18 protein-coding genes and 1 pseudogene are annotated in these 19,736 nt (G+C 38.0%); 2 read left to right on the top strand and 17 right to left on the bottom strand.

Annotated elements, in window-relative coordinates; all coding sequences use genetic code 11:
- Positions 1 to 118 precede the first annotated feature (118 nt).
- Positions 119 to 670 (bottom strand): plasmid pRiA4b ORF-3 family protein, encoded by a 552-nt coding sequence (locus LDB17_RS11620; protein WP_252636998.1) that lies wholly within the window; start codon positions 668 to 670, stop codon positions 119 to 121.
- Between the two features lie 102 nt (positions 671 to 772).
- A complete protein-coding gene (locus tag LDB17_RS11625) occupies positions 773 to 2,233 on the bottom strand; it encodes an ATP-binding cassette domain-containing protein (RefSeq protein ID WP_252636997.1) in 1,461 nt (486 codons plus the stop codon).
- 230 nt (positions 2,234 to 2,463) lie between these two features.
- On the opposite strand from LDB17_RS11625, the gene LDB17_RS11630 reads away from it, so the two are divergent.
- On the top strand, positions 2,464 to 3,117 hold the full coding sequence (locus LDB17_RS11630; protein WP_252636996.1) for an OmpA family protein: 654 nt from the start codon (positions 2,464 to 2,466) through the stop codon (positions 3,115 to 3,117).
- A gap of 44 nt (positions 3,118 to 3,161) precedes the next feature.
- Here the strand turns inward: LDB17_RS11630 and LDB17_RS11635 are convergent.
- The 4 genes and pseudogenes from LDB17_RS11635 to LDB17_RS11650 all read right to left on the bottom strand — a co-directional run.
- A pseudogene (locus tag LDB17_RS11635) lies at positions 3,162 to 4,019 on the bottom strand (2-dehydropantoate 2-reductase); the annotation flags it as partial.
- Between the two features lie 477 nt (positions 4,020 to 4,496).
- Positions 4,497 to 5,252, bottom strand: a complete 756-nt coding sequence (locus LDB17_RS11640) for a succinate dehydrogenase/fumarate reductase iron-sulfur subunit (RefSeq protein ID WP_252636994.1) — start codon at positions 5,250 to 5,252, stop codon at positions 4,497 to 4,499.
- Between the two features lie 11 nt (positions 5,253 to 5,263).
- Entirely contained in the window at positions 5,264 to 7,222 is a 1,959-nt protein-coding gene (locus tag LDB17_RS11645) for a fumarate reductase/succinate dehydrogenase flavoprotein subunit (protein ID WP_252636993.1), read from the bottom strand.
- A gap of 41 nt (positions 7,223 to 7,263) precedes the next feature.
- Positions 7,264 to 7,965: a succinate dehydrogenase cytochrome b subunit gene (locus LDB17_RS11650; RefSeq protein WP_252636991.1), complete on the bottom strand. Its 702-nt coding sequence runs from the start codon at positions 7,963 to 7,965 to the stop codon at positions 7,264 to 7,266.
- Positions 7,966 to 8,582: 617 nt separating this feature from the next.
- Here LDB17_RS11650 and LDB17_RS11655 point away from each other — a divergent pair.
- Complete coding sequence (locus LDB17_RS11655) at positions 8,583 to 8,783, top strand: hypothetical protein (RefSeq protein WP_006843210.1); 201 nt, start codon at positions 8,583 to 8,585, stop codon at positions 8,781 to 8,783.
- On the opposite strand, the gene LDB17_RS11660 is transcribed toward LDB17_RS11655, so the two are convergent.
- From LDB17_RS11660 to pnuC, 11 genes are all read right to left on the bottom strand, one after another.
- Positions 8,776 to 9,837: a glycosyltransferase family 1 protein gene (locus tag LDB17_RS11660; protein WP_252636989.1), complete on the bottom strand. Its 1,062-nt coding sequence runs from the start codon at positions 9,835 to 9,837 to the stop codon at positions 8,776 to 8,778. The genes LDB17_RS11655 and LDB17_RS11660 overlap by 8 nt on opposite strands.
- Positions 9,838 to 9,843: 6 nt before the next feature.
- Complete coding sequence (locus LDB17_RS11665) at positions 9,844 to 10,938, bottom strand: hypothetical protein (protein WP_252636988.1); 1,095 nt, start codon at positions 10,936 to 10,938, stop codon at positions 9,844 to 9,846.
- 3 nt (positions 10,939 to 10,941) lie between these two features.
- Positions 10,942 to 12,393 (bottom strand): MBOAT family protein, encoded by a 1,452-nt coding sequence (locus LDB17_RS11670; RefSeq protein WP_252636986.1) that lies wholly within the window; start codon positions 12,391 to 12,393, stop codon positions 10,942 to 10,944.
- A gap of 3 nt (positions 12,394 to 12,396) precedes the next feature.
- A complete protein-coding gene (locus LDB17_RS11675; RefSeq protein WP_252636984.1) occupies positions 12,397 to 13,242 on the bottom strand; it encodes a hypothetical protein in 846 nt (281 codons plus the stop codon).
- Between the two features lie 6 nt (positions 13,243 to 13,248).
- Entirely contained in the window at positions 13,249 to 14,277 is a 1,029-nt protein-coding gene (locus LDB17_RS11680) for a dehydrogenase (RefSeq protein ID WP_252636983.1), read from the bottom strand.
- A gap of 11 nt (positions 14,278 to 14,288) precedes the next feature.
- Positions 14,289 to 14,846: an HAD-IIIA family hydrolase gene (locus LDB17_RS11685; protein WP_252636981.1), complete on the bottom strand. Its 558-nt coding sequence runs from the start codon at positions 14,844 to 14,846 to the stop codon at positions 14,289 to 14,291.
- Positions 14,847 to 14,853: 7 nt separating this feature from the next.
- A complete protein-coding gene (locus LDB17_RS11690) occupies positions 14,854 to 15,549 on the bottom strand; it encodes a nucleotidyltransferase family protein (protein WP_252636979.1) in 696 nt (231 codons plus the stop codon).
- 41 nt (positions 15,550 to 15,590) lie between these two features.
- Positions 15,591 to 16,865, bottom strand: a complete 1,275-nt coding sequence (locus LDB17_RS11695) for a hypothetical protein (RefSeq protein WP_252636978.1) — start codon at positions 16,863 to 16,865, stop codon at positions 15,591 to 15,593.
- Between the two features lie 5 nt (positions 16,866 to 16,870).
- On the bottom strand, positions 16,871 to 17,935 hold the full coding sequence (locus LDB17_RS11700) for a glycosyltransferase family 2 protein (protein WP_252636975.1): 1,065 nt from the start codon (positions 17,933 to 17,935) through the stop codon (positions 16,871 to 16,873).
- Positions 17,932 to 18,996, bottom strand: coding sequence for a glycosyltransferase (locus LDB17_RS11705; RefSeq protein ID WP_252636974.1), 1,065 nt, complete (start codon positions 18,994 to 18,996; stop codon positions 17,932 to 17,934). The genes LDB17_RS11700 and LDB17_RS11705 overlap by 4 nt, the downstream gene beginning before the upstream one ends.
- Positions 18,997 to 19,110: 114 nt before the next feature.
- Positions 19,111 to 19,704 carry a nicotinamide riboside transporter PnuC gene (pnuC, locus tag LDB17_RS11710; protein ID WP_252636973.1) on the bottom strand — a complete coding sequence of 198 codons (594 nt, stop codon included), beginning with the start codon at positions 19,702 to 19,704 and terminating at the stop codon, positions 19,111 to 19,113.
- Between the last annotated feature and the right edge of the window lie 32 nt (positions 19,705 to 19,736).

Genomic DNA, 19,736 nt, shown 5'->3' on the forward strand with positions numbered 1-19,736 from the left:
GTTCAGTTGCCTAGCGACGAAGAATATTAATGAAACGCCTGATAGTGCTCAGCCAAGTTCAGACTTAGTGCTGTTTTCCCCACTCCTGTGGGGCCAAGCAGTACTATCAGGCGTTTCATTAATATTCTTCGTCGCTAGGCAACTGAACATCGTCTAATCCGTCAAAGCCTTCGGCATCCAGTTCGTCCATGTCGTATCCTTCGTCGCCATAGAAAGTCTCACCCGTATCCAACGATGTAGAACTTGCAGCAATTGTTTCGAAGTCAACAAACTGAGTAGGAGGGTTTCCTGTGGATTTAGTGCATACGGCTTGCTCGAGGTTTTTTCCAGTAATGATTTCTCGTAGTTCCATAAAGAATGCACGTTCTGTCATATAATCAAATACGTACATCAATTTTTGTCTTTCATCTTCCAAAAAATCGTTCAGGATAGATTCTTCCATTGTATACGAATCTTCGTCCGAACTTGTATCCATTTCCACAAGGGTGATTTCTTGTTCTTTTTCCCAGTCGTCAGAGCAGATAAAGAATGAAGTCATCTCACCGTCTTTATAATCTACCGACTTAATAATTGCCTGATGCAGATCAAGAAAAGTATTATCTGCATCTATTTGAATCTCACGCTTGAAGTCTTCAACTTCATCTGATAAAAGTAAAAAACGGAATATCATTTTAATTTATGCTTATTTATTTCTGCTTCAAAAATAATAATTTTTTACAACATTTCTGCAAAATAAATGCAGGGATAGGAAAGTAGAATTACTTTATAACTTTCATTCATTTTTTATCAAAACTTTCCGCTTGTCCACTATGCTCGGGATTTCGTTTTCATAATGAGTGACATAGATTAGCGACTTGTTTGAATCACAATACCTTTCAAGAATTTCTTTTACTCTTCTTTTGTTAATAATATCCAATCCATGCAGCGGTTCGTCGAGTATAAGGAGATCGGGATTTTTTACGAACACCCGGGCTAACAATATCAGGCGTTGCTCGCCAGAAGACACGTTCAGAAAAGATACATCTTTGAGATGTTCCACTCTGAAAAGCTTCATCCATTCTAGAGCCACAACCTCTTGTCCTGTGTCGCATTTTCTGTATAAACCGATAGTGTCGAAAAAGCCTGACCCGACAACATCGAGACATCTCACATTCTTTAGATAATAAAGATGCATCTCGGGAGATATGTATCCAATCCGCTTTTTTATATCCCAGATGCTTTCTCCTGTACCCCTTTTACGGTCAAATAACGTTATGTTATTCGCATAGGCTTGAGGATTATCACCGCATATCAAGCTCAATAAGGTTGATTTGCCCGCCCCATTGGCTCCAAGCAGAGCCCACTTTTCTCCTCGTTTGATTTCCCAATTCAGATCTTTTAATATTGTTCGTTGTCCGTATCGGATATGAATGTTTTTTAGAATAGCGGCATTCTCATAAGCCTTGATCTCTCCGTCATTAGATGTTTGCTTGAGTGTCTCCAGTCCTTCGATACCGACAGAGGGGAATAATGAAGTTACAAACTCTTTATCTTCCTTAAAAGCCATGCGAGACATCGGTTCGTATATCTGTTTGTCTTTTATCGGCAGAATATGGGTAACCATATCCGGTATATCGTTGGGGTTGGATAAGATCAATACAATCTGTAGATTATCGAGTTCGGATAAACGGGTGAGCAGATCATTCAAAACTTTTCGGGATGACGTATCGAGTCCGATAAACGGGTTGTCGAGTATCAAAATACGAGGTCTCGATAAAAGAGAGCGCACAATCAAAAATTTACGAAGCTCACCACTCGATAGAAGATTAACCTCTTTATTCATCAGATCTTCTATCCTGAACCACTCTACCAATGTATTCAACCACGTTTGATCGGCATTCTGTACCAAATCTTTTGTTAGAGGTACTTCTTGCTCATCTCCCTTATTCCACCGTTGTTGGTAATAGCTGTTCTGTGTATCAATAATGCTGTATATATCCCTAAAGGCAACACTTTTTACGACAGATGATACAGATCGATTTGTCCCGGATTCGCTAGTGCAAACAATCTCACCTTCTTTAAGTGCATATTTCCCCAACAATATATCTACCAAGAGCGTTTTTCCTCCGCCATTTGGACCAATAACCGCCCAGTGTTCGTTTTCTTTAATCGTCCAGTTTACGGGATGATTAAATCTTAAACTATCAATGCGAGGAGTCGCTCCTTTTATTTCAATTATAATCTTTTTCTCCATAAGTAAGAACTAAGTTACAAAGATAATGAAAGTCGTATGTCGGTGCTTACAGTATTCCGGAATAAAGAATTAATATCAAGCATTTTATTCAAAAAAGAGAGGGTATTTATCTCATTTTTTACATTTCATAAATCTTTTCTTAAAATATTTCCTATAGTATAAGAAATATATTAAATTTGTAAATTAATACAAACAAAATAGGTATTTACCTTAACACCAAGTATATCATTATGAAACTAAGACTTCTACTGTCATTTATGCTTTTAGGGCTATTTGTATTCCCTGTAAAAGCTCAAAATGCAACTACCACATCTACGTCGAATGATCCGGCTGTACAATTAATCAGTGATGATCGTGTAACAATATTGAGGGGAGATACTCCGGGACAAACTGTAGTATTGTCGAATGCTGCCACCAATAGGAGAAAGTATTTTGGTTGTCCTGACAGTATACCATCACTGTGCGCACCAGTAAAAGATGCTCCTCCGATAGAGGCGGAGACCAGACCTATCAAAAATCCCGACCCGGTTGTAGCACCTGTGAAAAAAGATCCTTTCTTTTTGCCTAATCCTGTCTTTTTCCGTATAAATAAATATGTGATAGATGCATCCGAATGGTCTAAGGTTGAGTTGGCTGTGGATTATCTGAACGAGCATCCCGGTTCGACTGTTGTTGTAACAGGATATGCAGATAAGAAAACAGGTACTGCTAAAATAAATATGAAGCTGTCAGAACAACGTTCTAATGAGGTGGCAAAAGCTTTGGAAACAAAATATGGTATTGCCAAGAATAGGATATCTGTGAACTGGAAAGGTGATGGATTACAGCCGTTCCAGCTCGAAAATGATAAAAACCGTGCTGTGTTATTCTTGATAAATCCGTAGATAAAATATAAAACATGAAAAATAAGCGGAAACTTAGTTTCCGCTTATTTTTTTATATATTGATCCTGAATAAACCTCAATTGTTTTTCCAGCATAGAAACCCGGGTCATCTCGTATCCTGCTTTCTGTGCCTCTATTATCGGTCGTGTATAGATATAGTCGATTTCTAAAGGACGATGAGCATCAAAATCAAGTTTCATACTTGGTGAATACGGTCTCATTTGTTGCGTCATAACCAGCATCTCATCCGCATAAGATTCTGGTATGGTAAATTTTCTCTTTCCTACGTGATTAGCACCACGTATCACGTCGAGCATCATCTCTTTCAATAGCTGTGCAGTTGACGGATGATCCACCAGAATATCTGTTTCTGTATTTAAGACAACGGTCATGCCATTATACGGGATGTTCCAAACCAGTTTCATCCACCGTGCTAACTCAAGCTCCAGAATATTTGATTCTATTCTTGCTTGTATGAAGTCGGAACATACCTGTTCCAATACTCTTGAATCTCTACAAGAGTAAGATCCCAAATTGAGTTTTCCATAGTCAAAATGGGCTATATGACCATTTCCTATCTTACTGGAGCAAATAAAAGCCAAACCTCCTGCAATTTGTAATTCAGGAAAAGTTTCTTGTAGATCAGCTTCCAGTCCCAATCCATTTTGTATCAATATTACTATTGTGTCTTGATGTAAGAGGGGAGGGAGTAGCTCTTCTAAGAGGTTATTGTTTGTTGATTTCAACGCAACCAAAACAACATCACATGCAGGCATGTCTTTCGTATTGCTATAAGCTGGAACATCCGATAAATGAAAGTTTCCGTTAATGGAATCAACCTTTAGCCCATGTTTCTTTACATAGTCATAATCTGAATGAAGCAAAAAGTGAACTTCATTTCCAGAGTGAGCTAAGCTTCAGCCATAATATCCGCCTATAGCTCCCGTTCCTATTACTGCATATTTTAGAGACATATTTTTTTATTATAAAGATATAATTTTATGCTTCTCCATTTACTGCTATGTCGTATAATTTATTCTTTGTTATATTTACTTTAATGTATAACAAGGAGCTATTATCGCATTCGCTCTTCTCCATCTTTTTTAACCACAGAGTAAAAAGAGTAACACAGAGTTTCTTGTAAGATAACAAAGCCGTCATTATTTTTATCAACTATTTAATAAATAAGTAAATATTATTTGAATCTTTTTATATTCTTATCTGAGGTGACGAAACATCCTGTCTATTTATTGTAATGAGATTCTTCCTTTGTCAGGATGACAAAAAGATGACAATAATTTTTTGTACTTATATCATACAATATTACAAAAAAAGCGACTACCATGAGGCAGTCGCTTTCCATATATTTATAAAGATTATTAGTCTTTAAATTTAGCTGATAAGAATTCGCGGTTAAGACGAGCAATATTGCTAATAGAAATGTTCTTAGGACATTCTACTTCACATGCACCTGTATTGGTACAGTTTCCGAATCCTAGTTCGTCCATTTTAGCCACCATTGCTTTAGCACGGCGAGCTCCTTCTACACGTCCTTGAGGAAGAAGTGCCAACTGGCTCACTTTCGCCGAAAGGAAAAGCATAGCCGAACCGTTCTTACAAGCAGCAACACAAGCTCCACATCCGATACAAGAAGCCGAATCCATTGCTTCATCAGCATCTACTTTAGGGATAGGAATAGCATTAGCATCAGGTATACCTCCGGTATTTACACTTACATATCCACCAGCTTGAATGATTTTATCGAAAGCATTACGATCTACCATCAAGTCGCGAATAACAGGGAATCCTGCCGAACGCCATGGCTCGATAGTGATAGTTTCGCCATCTTTAAATTTACGCATGTGCAACTGGCAAGTTGTAATGTCTTCATCCGGTCCGTGTGGATGTCCGTTTACGTAAAGACTACACATACCGCAAATACCTTCACGACAGTCGTGGTCAAATACTACCGGCTCTTTTCCTTGGTTTATAAGGGTTTCATTCAGAATATCAAGCATCTCAAGAAATGAACTGTCTACTGAAATACCATCAAGTGAATATGTCTCAAAAGCCCCTTTTACTTGTGGGCCTCTTTGACGCCAAACTTTTAATGTTATATTTATTAGTTTTTCCATTGTCGTTTATTTTATGCCTTGTAATTACGTTGTTGTCTTACTATAAACTCATAGTCTAGTGGCTCTTTTACAAGCTCAGGAGCTGAATCTTCGCCCTGATATTTCCAACATGCAACATAAGAGTAATTTTCATCGTCGCGCATCGCTTCCCCTTCAGGAGTTTGGTATTCTTCACGGAAGTGACCACCACACGATTCGTTACGATTCAATCCGTCATAAGCCATTAATAAACCGATTTCGATGAAGTCTGCCAAGCGTAGAGCTTTTTCCAACTCTGTATTCAGGTCATTGGCTTCGCCCGGTATAAGAACATTCGACCAGAATTCTTTTTTGACAGCTTTCAGTTCTTCGATTGCTTTCTCAAGAGATTCTTTTGTACGTGCCATACCTACAAAATCCCACATGATAAGACCCAATTGCTTGTGAATAGAGTCAACAGAACGTTTTCCTTTTATAGCCATAAGTTTAGCTATCTTCTCTTTGATTTCATTTTCTACTTCCGCAAATTCAGGAAGGTCTGTGCTGAAACGAGGTACAGTAATCTGATCGGCAAGATAATTCTGAATAGTATATGGTAATACGAAATAACCATCGGCTAGTCCCTGCATCAATGCTGATGCACCAAGACGGTTTGCTCCGTGATCAGAGAAGTTAGCTTCTCCCAGTGCAAACAACCCTTTGATAGAAGTCATCAATTCATAATCAACCCAGATACCACCCATTGTATAGTGGATAGCCGGATAAATCATCATCGGTGTTTCGTATGGGTTTTCGTCAACGATTTTGTCATACATCTGGAACAAGTTACCGTATTTAGCTTCAACTACGTTGCGGCCAAGACGTTTGATAGCATCGCTAAAGTCAAGATATACGGCAAGACCTGTAGATCCTACTCCATATCCTGCATCACATCTTTCTTTTGCTGCACGAGATGCAACGTCGCGTGGTACAAGGTTACCGAAAGCAGGATAACGTCTTTCCAAATAATAGTCTCTGTCTTCTTCTGCAATCTGAGTAGGTTTCAATTTGCCTGTACGGATTGCTTCGGCATCTTCTTTTTTCTTAGGCACCCATATACGTCCGTCATTACGAAGAGATTCTGACATCAATGTCAATTTCGATTGGAACTCTCCATGAACAGGAATACATGTTGGGTGAATTTGAGCATAACAAGGATTTGCGAAGTATGCTCCCTTTTTGTATGCTTGGATAGCTGCCGATCCGTTAGAACCCATTGCGTTGGTAGAAAGGAAAAATGCATTTCCGTATCCACCTGTTGCTATTACTACAGCATGTGCCGCAAAACGTTCTAGTTTACCTGTTACAAGGTTGCGTGCAATAATACCACGTGCACGGCCATCGATCATAACAACGTCGACCATTTCGTAGCGGGTATAAAGCTTCACGCTTCCCTTTTGCACCTGACGGCTTAGAGCCGAGTATGCACCTAATAACAATTGCTGTCCGGTTTGTCCTTTAGCATAAAAAGTACGAGATACCTGAGCTCCACCGAATGAACGGTTGTCAAGTAAGCCGCCGTATTCGCGAGCAAAAGGAACTCCCTGGGCTACGCATTGGTCGATGATGCTATTCGATACTTCAGCAAGACGATATACATTCGCCTCGCGAGCACGGTAGTCACCACCTTTGATTGTATCATAGAATAGACGGTATACAGAGTCGCCGTCGTTTTGATAATTTTTTGCTGCATTTATACCTCCCTGTGCTGCGATAGAGTGTGCACGGCGAGGAGAGTCTTGGATACAGAAGTTCAGTACATTGAAGCCCATCTCACCAAGTGATGCTGCTGCTGAAGCTCCTGCAAGACCTGTACCCACGATAATAACGTCAAGGCGACGTTTGTTAGCAGGGTTCACCAGTTTCTGGTGGTCTTTATAGTTGGTCCACTTGTCTGCTAATGGCCCATCAGGTATTTTTGAATCTTTTTTTGGATCTAGTATAGTACTCATATCTGTTTTTCTTTTAATCAATTAACAAAAATAATCAGTGCCTAAACAAATGGGCAAAAAGTAGCTCTTGCGTAGAAGTAAATAGTTACAAATGCAAACGCAAGACAAATAATAGTAGCAACTACTTGTCCAATTACTTTCCAGCGATTCATCCATACGCGATTGTTCCATCCGATGGTATGAACAGCACTCCAAAATCCGTGAGATAGGTGAAACCATAATGCTACATACCATACCAAATATGCTACAACAACCCATGCTTGGCTGAAATAGTATTTGATGAAAGCAGCTCCATCTTGTGGAGATACTGTAGTATCGCCTAATTCTACATGATGATGTCCCATTAGTTCGGCAAACATCATTTTATACCAGAACTGGCTGAAATGTAGTACTAGGAATCCAATTACGATTACTCCCAAAACAAACATGTTCTGAGATGCCCATTGCACGTTTTTAGGGCGTACATTTACTGCATAACGATCATTACCGCGAGCTTTGCGATTTTGTAGGGTTAAGATAAGTGCATAAATGAAGTGAACTGCAACGAGGCCTCCTAAGACGGCAGTACCTGCCACAGCATACCAGTTAGCACCAAGAAGGGCACAAATGGTGTTGTAGGCCTCTTCCGAAAACACCGCCGTTACATTCATCGCCGCGTGAAACAGCAAGAATAAGACAAGAGCGATACCTGAGATACTCATGATCAACTTCTTGCCAATAGAAGATTTAAGTAACCAACTCATAAATCAAATCTGTTTTTAGTTATTTAGAATAGTTAATTTTAGATGTATTGATCGTTGACTATGATAGAAAAAAAACATGCGTAATCGCTTTTTTCTATTACCCTGCAAAAGTAGGTTAAATAAAGGTATTTTCAAAGTAAAAGCAAGAGCTTTTTAATCAAAAAGCAAAATCTGTAATTACTATATGAACATATCCGATTTTATTTATTGACCTATATTATACGTATTTAAGGTTGATATAGCATAAAGCTATAGATACACTCTGTTCTTATAAATATAGTCTTTTTATAGAAAGAACCAAAATCTCTGAATTTTCTTTTGTCTGGCTCTTGTCGGTATGTTTTTAGTATTGATAACATTCTAAAAAAGCGGATAAAAGAATGGCATGGTAGCTTATTGTAGAATAATTTTATTTGCGAATGTCTTGAATGCCCGATCCACAGGTGAACTATTTCTTTCGTAATTTGTTTTATTTATAATAATAATGACCTGTTTGGAGACTATAGCATAATTTACGAGATGTAATTCTTGTTAAATTTGTTTAAATAATCTGTATTTTTGCATCTTTCTGGCTTTTTATGCATCTAATAAGTAAATAAGCACAAATAATACCAATAATGAAAACTTCCAGGCCTTTTACAATGTCATACGCATTGATTCCTACTGCTTTATTATTAACATCAGTAGGCATTCTAAATTTTGATTCGGATAAAGTACTTGGATTCGCTTGTTTTGCTGCCTCTCTTATTCTTCTTGTTGTATCTCTGGTACAAATAGTAAAGGATAAAATCAGAGAGTCAAATCAAAAATTTACATAAATAATTGAGCCAACTCGTAAACTTGCTTGGCTGACTTGTCCCACGAATATTTTTTTATTTGTTGCAAGCCCTTTTCTTGTAATTCTTTTCGTAGCGGCTCATCAACCAGCAACTGTTCTATCTTTTGAGTAATATCGTCTACATTGTAAGGATCTACGTATAATGCCGCATCTTGGCTAACCTCGCGTAAGGCAGGTATATCTGAATTGATAGCCGGACAGCCGTATGTCATCGATTCTAGTGGCGGCAAGCCAAAACCTTCGTATAGCGAGGGGTATACAGATAATAAAGCATTCTGATACATGGTCTGTAATTTCTCATCGGGTATATAGCCCGGAAGATGGACATTTTCCCCGATCAGCTTTTGCAGATCAGGCGTATTGAATGCTTTGAACGACATACCTATAATATATAGTTTCACCGACTTGTCTTTTATTTTGTCAAAAGCTTCTACAAGTCGTATAAAGTTTTTGCGGGGATCCATCGATGATACTGCCAGAATATATTTCTCCGCTTCGGGATTGCGTGTGAAACTCAATACTTCCTCCTTACTTGGCTTATTATGAAACGGTACGTTGCTATGTACTACATGTATCTTTTCGGCATTTATACCCAGAGTATCCACTATTTCTTTCTTCGAAAATTCACTTACGGTAAATACTGCATGTGCTTTTTTACCGATGCGAGGCATCATGTAATGATAGAAGCGGTAATAATTTTTAGAGAACCATTCGGGGTAACGCTCATGCGATACGTCGTGGATGGTCATGATTTGATTGCTATAATTTAGTGGGCCACAGCCTGTAAAGCTTATCAGTAATGGGCTGTCAATACGCTTCAGATAGCGGGGTAGGGATATCTGCTCCCAGAGATGTGTGTTGAACGAACCACATTTCACCACCTTGAAACTGAACTTATAATCCGGATGGATTTCATTCGGTACAGCTACATGAAAATCGACACCCATTTCATGAAGTTTGTTACATATCTCGAAAGCATATCGATGTACGCCTGTTGCTTTTTGTGTCAAGTATCTTCCGTTAACTACAAACATATTATGTCAATTTTTAGGTAACCAATCTTTATTTTGTTCTACAAATATATTCACTAAACTATCCAGTTGGTGTATCTTATCATCGATATTGGATGAGTTAAGTTCATATTCCGGATTATAAATATTTTCGAGTACTTTGTCTGTCAATGCCGGAGAGAAGTGTGTAACGTCCGAATAGTTATTCAGATCGGTAATTTCATTCATGTTGAAAAAGAACATCACTCGGGCATTGTTGTATGCCTTTAAAGACTGTTGCAGGTGATATATGAAATCGATGAACTGGTCGTAATACCCACTTTCTTTGGTATGATACCAGTATAGAGCCGAGTATGGAGACAAAACAATTGTATACTGAATATCTTTATGATCGCCTATAGCTATATTTTCCAGTAATGAAGCAAGTTTACTGTGCATGCGTTCCTTCATTCCATCCAGTCGCTGTATTGATACTGTTTGTCCACTTAAGTAAAGATTCTTTACATGATCGGCATTGTAATAGTTCAAATAACTGTTGTTCCCTATTTGATCTATTTCTGTTTTCATCATATACTCTACGGGTATCTGTTCCTTACTTTTCAGATATAGAGGTAGTATCAGGTCGATGGGTAAGAAGCGTATGCATGCTTCATATCCATATAGATATTGTAGCTTATTGATAGGTTTGTCTTCGTATAGGAATCGCGGATAACGGACTTCTTCAAAGCCGAGATTAAACTGCGGAATGTCAAAGTTTATAATGAAAGATCTTACGCTATCTTTTTTGACTAACGAGTATAGATATTTCATTTCTTCGTTGTTCATTCCTCCGCTTGATAGCTTAACAGGCTTAACAGAAGGATTATTCTTTTTGAGAATAGATATATCATAATTCTGCACCATCGATGATCCAAGTACAACAGTATTATAGTCGTAGTTGCGTGCGAGTCCTCCATTTTGCAGCCATGGACTCAGAAAATAGCGTCCATCTTCATTGACTCTGAACTGGAAAAATGGATCAACAATATAAGTAAGACAGCCCACGCCTAGCAGCATTACAATAGAAGCTATTGCAAATACGCTAAGGAATTTTTTGAATGAGTTTTTATTTTCTTTCTTATTCATAGGCTAGAAGTTGAAATAAATAAACGCACCTACCCTCGAAAAGTGAATTACCGATACCGTGAACAGCAAGGCAATAACCATCGCATTTTTTACCGTTGGTTTGAATTCATTGTACTTATCTATACTGTTCTTAGGATATAAAAACACCAATGTAGTCAAAATAGACAGGATAGCCAATACATATATCACAGCCATAGAGTCGGGATATGTTATACTGGTGTTGTAAGCCATGTGGGCTATACCACTAAAGCTGAAACTCTCAGGAACGAACATATTTTTAAGAATGGTCAGCGCTATGTCGAATGTCGGCGAACGGAATAGTACCCATGCTGCATTTACAAACATAAATGTGAAGAATATCCGTATGAGGTTGGGTATCTTCTCCAGATACTTCATGAATAACTTTTCAAATATGCGTACTACTCCGTGTGCAATGCCCCATACGACGAAAGTCCAAGCTGCCCCATGCCAAATACCACTGACAAAAAATACGGCAAACAGATTGATGCATGTACGTGCAATACCTTTGCGATTTCCTCCCAGCGGATAATATATAAGTACGGCCAGAGACCGACCTAATGTGATGTGCCACCGCTTCCAAAACTCAGTTATACTCACAGATTTGTACGGAGAATAGAAGTTGACCGGAAGGTTGATATTCATCATCTTGGCCAATCCTATTGCCATATCGGAATATCCGCTAAAGTCGAAATATATCTGAAACGAATAAGACAGGGCGCTTAGCCACGAGGTTGCAAAACCAAGCTTTTCGGGCGATAGGTATGAGTAAAATACAAAATTGTCGAGCGTATCGGCTATTACTGCTTTCTTGAAAAGACCGATCACAAAGATGAAAAGTCCGGCTGAGAAGTTCTTTGTATTGAAAAAGCGATTTTTTTCATCCAGATACTGGGGTAGTGTATCCTTTAGGAAAACAATAGGTCCCATCACGACATACGGGTAAAAGATGACAAACTGTGTGTAATCTATAAAATTCGGAACACGTTTTTCTTTTTTCCATATATTTATCAGAAATACTATTTGCTGAAATGTAAAAAAGCTTATACCTAAGGGTATTATAATCTGTTTGAGTATAAATTCCGTTCCGAAAATATGGTTTATATTGTCTAAAAAGAAATTGGAATATTTATAATAGCCTAAAAGCACAACATTGAATATAACACCTATGGTAAATACTATTTTACGTGTAGGAGGCTTCGCTATATTCTGCACGCCGGTTGCAACAGAATAGTTGACTATCACGGAAGACATAATCAATGCGATATACCAGAGATGTCCGAATCCCTGAAAAAATATAGCTCCATAAAATATCAGTGATGCTACGATCAAGAATATTTGCTGAAATCTGCGGCTTACATAACGTGCCATCCCGAAGTATAGCAAGAGTACTAGCGGTAGATAAATAAATACAAAACTGTATGTAGAGAATATCATATATTAAGTATTCTGCTGTTCTATATCTTTATAGGTTTTGCCACTATACCAACTTCTCTTCACTAATAATTTACTCAATCCAATCCAAAATTTCATTTTGAACCTGTTCCAGCTTTTGTTACTACTTTTTATATCTGTGAAATAATTGTAGTCGGCAATGATATTAAAATAGCGTTTTTTTTGCTCCATCCCACCTTTCAGATACTCAATATGATGCGTAACTGTTTTTGATTTGGGAAAGACATAAAAACGTCCCTCTTTGATGTTTGGTATATAAGGGTATTTGTATTTCACATAACTGGGAACATGCACCGGCATATTTTCCTTTATCCAGAGATAACCAGCATTTGTATCCTTCAAGAAGTTGGAGATATGGCACTCGGGAAAAAGTTCAAAATCAAAGATCCCCGGGTTCTTTATAATATATTGTGTTTTGATAATTGCAAAATCTGTCGCTAAGGCATAGTATTTGTCATACCAGTCGGCACTGGCCCAAACTGCAAAATCAGATTTGTCAAGCAAGCTTGTATATTTAGAGATAATACGATCACCATACATCCATGTGTCAGCTTCGAGGATAAGTGTGTATTTGCAGTCTGATGGAATATATTTAATACCTTCCATTAGTAATTGCGAATTGCCTCGCCTGTGTCCTGCGTTCTCCTCCAGTATTACGAGCTTGTCGATGAGCGGTAACGAATCGTGAGTGATTTCATAACCATTGTTCTTGCCATTGCTGACAACAATTGTATAATAATCATTTTCTTTCCATGTATCAGATATGATCTGAAGATTATGTTTCAAATCTTCAACTCGATCGTATACACGTATCAGAATTGCTACTTTCATCTAGTTTTATTTAGTATACCAGGTTTCTAATCCCTTTTTTGTAAAGGTGTATGGTTGTATCTGCGCGTCCAATCCTTGTAAAGCTTTAGCTACGGAAAAACGTGTATTGCCCGGACAATAGAAAAACACATATCCTCCACCTCCGGCCCCCGATATTTTGCCTCCTGTGGCTCCTGCGGATATGGCTGTATTGTATAGTTCTTCGAATAGTGGGGTTGAAATTCCGTCCGCCATGTCTCGTTTGTAGGTCCATCCCCGATGTAAAACATCTCCTATTTCGTCCAGATTATTTTTCAGAATAGCTTCCTTTATTTCATAAGACTGTTTTTTTATCTGATGCATTGCTTCTATTGACCTTTCTTGATGATCTTTAACATTCTTTTGTTGCTTTTCGATGATATCTCCCGAATTTCTACTCGAGTTGGTGTAGCAAAGCAACAAGTTGTTAGATAGCTCATTGATTATTTCGTTGCGAATGCGTAGAGGGTTTACAATCACTTTGTCATCTGCATAGAATTCCATAAAGTTAAACCCTCCGAATGCTGCGGCATACTGATCTTGTTTTCCTCCCGCTTGCTTTAGGTCTATCCGCTCTATCTGATATGCCAGATATGCCAGATCATAATCGCCCAAAGGCAAAGAGAGCCATTCGGTATATGCACCCAATATAGCAATGGCTAGGGTAGAGGACGTTCCTAGTCCCGAGCCAAAAGGAACTTCGAGAGCGCAGGTCAGTGTAAAAGATAAAGGCTTTTTTATAAAGTCTTTAATTACCCTGTTGTATATGCCTTTCATCAAGTCGGCTTTATCGTTGGCGATAGGTAGTTCTAGAGCAGAATCGAAAATATATTCCTCATTTGTTTGTGGAATACGGAATACAATTTTGCTGTCGGTGCGAGGTTCAATATTTGCGAATGCATACAGATTTATAGTTGCATTCAATATGCATCCTCCATACAAATCCGAGTATGGAGATACATCGGTTCCTCCACCTGCTAATCCTAATCGGAATGGGGCTTTACTTCTTATTATCATGACTTGATATTTTAAAATATCTTGAGCAGACTATCTGCAAACTTATATAGATTTTTGTAATGTGCGTTAATGTTCTTGTATATTTTATGATCTTCGAGATATTTATCACCGACTAGTATTGTATACATTCCCAGTTTGTTACCGAATTCAATGTCTGACATGCTATTGCCTACCATAATTGATTTTTCGAACTCTGTTTCGGGAAAATCAGCGAGTGCTTTAAATGCCATTCCCACGTTGGGTTTTCTATTTATAGAGTCAGATGTCAGATCGGTACAATAATATATTCGATCTATATGTCCGCCCGAAGCTTCTATCTGAGATAGCATATAGCTATGCACTTCTTCTAAGTCGGATATGCTCATCTTACCACGGGCAACTCCACGCTGATTGGTGACAATGAAAATACGTTCGAATCTAGAAGATAACATTTTGATAGCCTGTAAAGTTTTGTCTATAAATACAAATTCAGATATATTCTTGACATAATCGTTGGGGCGCTCTACATTAATAACGCCATCTCTATCAAGAAATAAATACTTGTATTTGTCTAAATTTTGTTTGTCCATCTTAATTTTACAAGTTCTTAAAATCTTGGTTCGCCTTCGCAAAGTCGGAAGGAATCCCTATGTCGATAAAATAACCATCTTGCACACATCCGTAGAATGGAATATCGTTGATGTGCTTTTCCATCACATCTTTTTCGAAGGAAAATATTTCAGGGAGGCTAAGTGTTGAGAACAGGTTTTTGTTTATTACGTATACTCCTCCATTGATTAATCCCTTTGCACAATGCTGTTTCTCGTTAAAGCGGATGATGCGTCCTTCTTCATTCAGATCGACAGAACCATAACGGTCGAAATCTGTCATAGGTTTCAATGCTAAGGATATCATCGCATTCTTTTCTTTATGAAACTCAGTTAGCAGAGTAGTGTCTACATCAAAGAAGGTATCTCCGTTGAAGATAAAAGCTTTATCTGTTTCCACTTTGTCGAATGCCAACTTGATTGCCCCGCCTGTTCCTAAGGGTGAGTCTTCTACAACATAGGATATCTTGGAAGGGAATGACTTGCAATCGAGCCACTGTAGTACAAATTCCGATTTATAACCCAATGAAAGAATCAGATGATCGAATTGCTGATTTTTTGCATAGTCGAACAAGTAATTCAAAAATGGTTTTTCGGCTACTTCGGCCATGCATTTCGGAACATCACTTACTACTGATTGTAAACGGGTGCCCAGCCCTCCGGCTAATATAATACATTCTTTCATTTTTCTGTTTTTGCTATTACTGCTTCTTTATATCTTATTGCTTATACCTCTTTGCTTATACCTCTTTGCTTCATTTTTATTTTACTCTTCGTATATAGCTTAGGCATATATACGTAATATTTATAGAACATAAAATAGAAGAATATGATGTATAATATGAGATTTAAGTCGATAAGTCCTTTTACATTCAGCGCCAAGGTATATACAAACATCGATATGGCAACCATATTAACACCCCAGTCTTTTGTTAAGCTGAGTTTTATGATATATAGCTGATATACGAAAAATCCCAGAGTACCTATTATTCCCGAGAAGAATAAAAGTCGGCTATATCCCACATCGGTACCAAAAAACGTAGCTGTCCCTTCTCCTATAATCAGTTCTGAGAATTTTGTCGGTATCAAAAACATTTGAGATAATCCACTGGAAGAATTCGTTTCTAATCGTCCGTGTACAAAGAGGTTTGTAAATAATTCGAAAGCCCAGTCAGCAAAGCTCGAAAAGTAAAACATCGCAAAAGTATATCCGGCGACCATGAGGAATGCTGCTGCTATGAAAAAAGTTTTCGCTTGTTTCTTCACGGCCCTGTTGTCCCACAAATATAATACCGCAATAAGAGCAAACCCCACCGCCATACCTACAATCGTTGTACGAGCCATAAACAGACCGATATAAAAAATGAATACGTACAATGTAGCCAGTATAATAAACTCTTTCGTCGTCAGTTTCATTCTCATAAAGAGATAGGAAAGTAAGATAAGGGCAATACCACTGATTGCTCCCGCCCCAAAGAACCCGATGCCATATCCCAACAGGCGTTGCCCTTCGGCTTCCTCCATGATTTCTTCAGTGTACTCTCCGCCTTCCATCTGTAAAGATATGAGGAATTCTTTAACAGGATCGCTTATGTACATCAAAAATGCGCAAAGAGACTGTAATGCGATGGCTCCGATGATGTATAAGAGAACTGTATTGAGGGTAGGTTTTTTATGTATCTTAAATATAAGTAACATAATAATATATGCTGTAAAGAACCAGGCAATCCTACTCTTTACATAGTCGAAGCTAAATCCTTCGTCATCTACTCCATTGTACCATACCGAAGTGTAAAAAATCAGAAATAAAGCAAAAGTGGCAACCATCACATATACAACTTCCCGAAATGGGAAACGATGATAGGCATAGATAGCTAGTCCGATCAAACCCGATAGAGAAATGAAAGATGAGCCTCGTACATCCAAAGCCTGTGGATAAATATAATAGAACGTTACCAATAAAGGAACCAACATTGGTAATACCTGTTTCAATTTAGGCATACACTTTATCTAAATACTAGTTTGTAAATAAGGGACTTTTTATATCTGAGTCTAAAAGTACACTTTGTATAAAAAATAGCCAAATCTCTTGATGTATAATTTCTTTCATCGTACAAAGATGAGGCTTTCATCGTCTTTATTACTTTCAGGCCTAAACGAGAATTTGCACACAGACGTAACCATGTAAGAGAAAGAAGCTTCACCAGATAATTTTCGTCACAGAAGTCTTTGTCTTTATTCAGTTTGAGTAAGGAAACCATAAATGCCTCACACTTGTCAAGATAATCGAAAGATGATTGTAAAGGAACACATTCTGCTACAGAAGTATAGATATTTATAAAGTCATCATCGGTAGGCAAGTCCAAATGTTTGCAATGGATTTTAAACACCTTCTTCTTGTTCTCTGTTTGCAGTTCTTCGTGCAAGGAAGATACCTGTTGCTTATGCACACGATACAGCAACAAAGGCTCACTCAGATTTCCCAACTTTGTTTTGTACATAGCTTCAGACCACAATGCATAGTCTTCGACATGTAAATACTCCGGTTCAAATTTTAATCCCAGTTCGCTAAATACCCTCTTACGAATCATTACCGCCGGATGGCATATTCCCGACCGAAAAAGCATATATCCTCGTAGCTCACGATCGTGTGTCGGGCTGTGGTTCAGATCTTTTTTACTCGGATTTTCTGATCGGAAGGCGTAAAACTGTGTACTTACTATATCATGATCGGTATGTTTCTCCAAGAATGCGACCTCCTTCTCGATGCGAGTAGGCAACGAGATATCGTCAGCATCCATACGTGCTATATAATCGCCTTTGCACAGCAAGATACCTTTGTTCAATGTTTGTATTAACTTGAGATTCTTCTCATTGGTGAAAACACTTATCCGAGAATCTTTCGCTGCCATTGCCTGTAATAATCCCCCTGTTCTGTCTGTAGAACAGTCGTTTATGGCTATGATCTCTAGGTTGCGGTATGTTTGGTTTAGGATCGAGTTGATCGATTCTTCCACATACCGTTCTACATTATAGCAGGGTATTAATACAGAGACTAAAGGTTGGCTCATTTTTTATTTGCTACTATTGTGTTAAAGACAGCGCCATAGCTGTCTACCATTTTCTCTATCGTAAAATTTGCAAGATATGATTGTCTTGCACACTCAGACATACTCTTCTGAATGTTTTCGTCAGATAAAATATATTGTATTTTTTCTTCAAAGATAGAGGCTTTATTCTCTACCGCAAAACCATTCTTCCCGTCCAATACTTCTGTAATACCCCCTACAGCAGATGCAACTACCGGAACTTTGAATGCCAGAGCTTCAAGTATCGACATTGGCAAACCCTCGTAGTTGGATGGTAATATAAAAACATCAGCGTATCTCAAATAAGTAAAAGCAGAATGCATTTCACCCAAACAAAATACATTTGCCGGCAATCCCTCTATTTCCTCTTTGTTACCAATCCACACAAAGGCATATTGAGGCATTTCATGTGCTATATCAAGGAATAAATCGAATTTCTTTTGTTTCGATATTCGTGAAATGCACATGATTGTTTTGGGATAATCTTTTTTTATACTCTCTAATTTTTCAGTCAGAGTATCTTGTTCAATTTTGTTTGTCAGATAGTGATCAGCAACGCCATTGTATATTCTTTCTACGTTTTTATAGATATTTTCTTCCTTCATCATATCCACATCGTATTGACTTACTCCAATGATGCGGAATGCTTTCTTTTTCAACAGTTTTTCGATAACCAAAAATTTTCGGAAAGCCGTTCTTATCGAATCAAATCCATGTACAGTATATACAATTGTTTTACGAGCGAAGACTAATCGCCCTATCGCTCCCATCTTGGAAGAGTGCAGATGCACAACATCGGGTTTGTACTTGAGGCGATAATAGAATAATTTCAATAAAAGCATTATATCTTTTATTGAAACCTCTTTACAATGATTGTTTAGCTTAATGCGAGTGAAATTATCCCCCAAATTACTCCAGGCTTCGCCATTACCTCCATATAAGAGAAAGAGTTCGTGTTCAGAACTGAATTTTTTTACCAGGTCTGCAACTATAGTCTGGGCGCCGCCATATTCAGAAACCGTAATAACCTGGAAGATTTTCATGTAATTATCTTGTAGAATTGTTTGCTCTAACTGTTATCACCATTGATGCAAAGATAACATTTTTTATATCTTTTGTGTTACATATCTCTGTTTTATGACAATAACAAGACTATATCACGAAGCTAATGCTAATCTTTTCCACTTGTAATATCCCATTATAGAGACAACGAAAAAGATAAAAAATAAACAGCCCGACATAATATCATGTTGAGCAAAGAGTAAAATGCTTGAAATTAAATTTGCGGGAATTACCAACAGCCATTGTTCTACCCACTTTCGGGAGATCATCCACAGTGCTACAATGTTGAGGGAGGTAGTGAGAGAGTCTCCGATCGTGATATATATGTTGTTGTCACTAAACGAAACAAGGATACCATAAATAAATATGGCTATAAGAGCTACTCCGATTATTATAGGCACGGTGTAACGTTTGGCGGCGTGAGAGATGATCTCATCTCCTGTTTCTGTATTCCTGTTGCGGAATATCCATACCAGCCAGCCATATATAGATGCCCCGAAGAAATAAATGTATATACCCATGCTGGCATATAGCTGCGTACTATAGAATATATAGATATAAAAAGCTGCCATGACGATACTTGCAGCCCACATCCATACATTGGCTTTGTATTCTAAGTAAAGGAAAATAAGGCCGATAATTGCTCCTACTATACTGACCCAATTGTTCTCTATAAAATATTCAATCATTGTTGTATATAAAATTGTGGGATGTTTTACTG

It is taken from the genome of Dysgonomonas sp. Shenzhen-Wh21, from assembly GCF_043392705.1.
Lineage (GTDB): Bacteria > Bacteroidota > Bacteroidia > Bacteroidales > Dysgonomonadaceae > Dysgonomonas.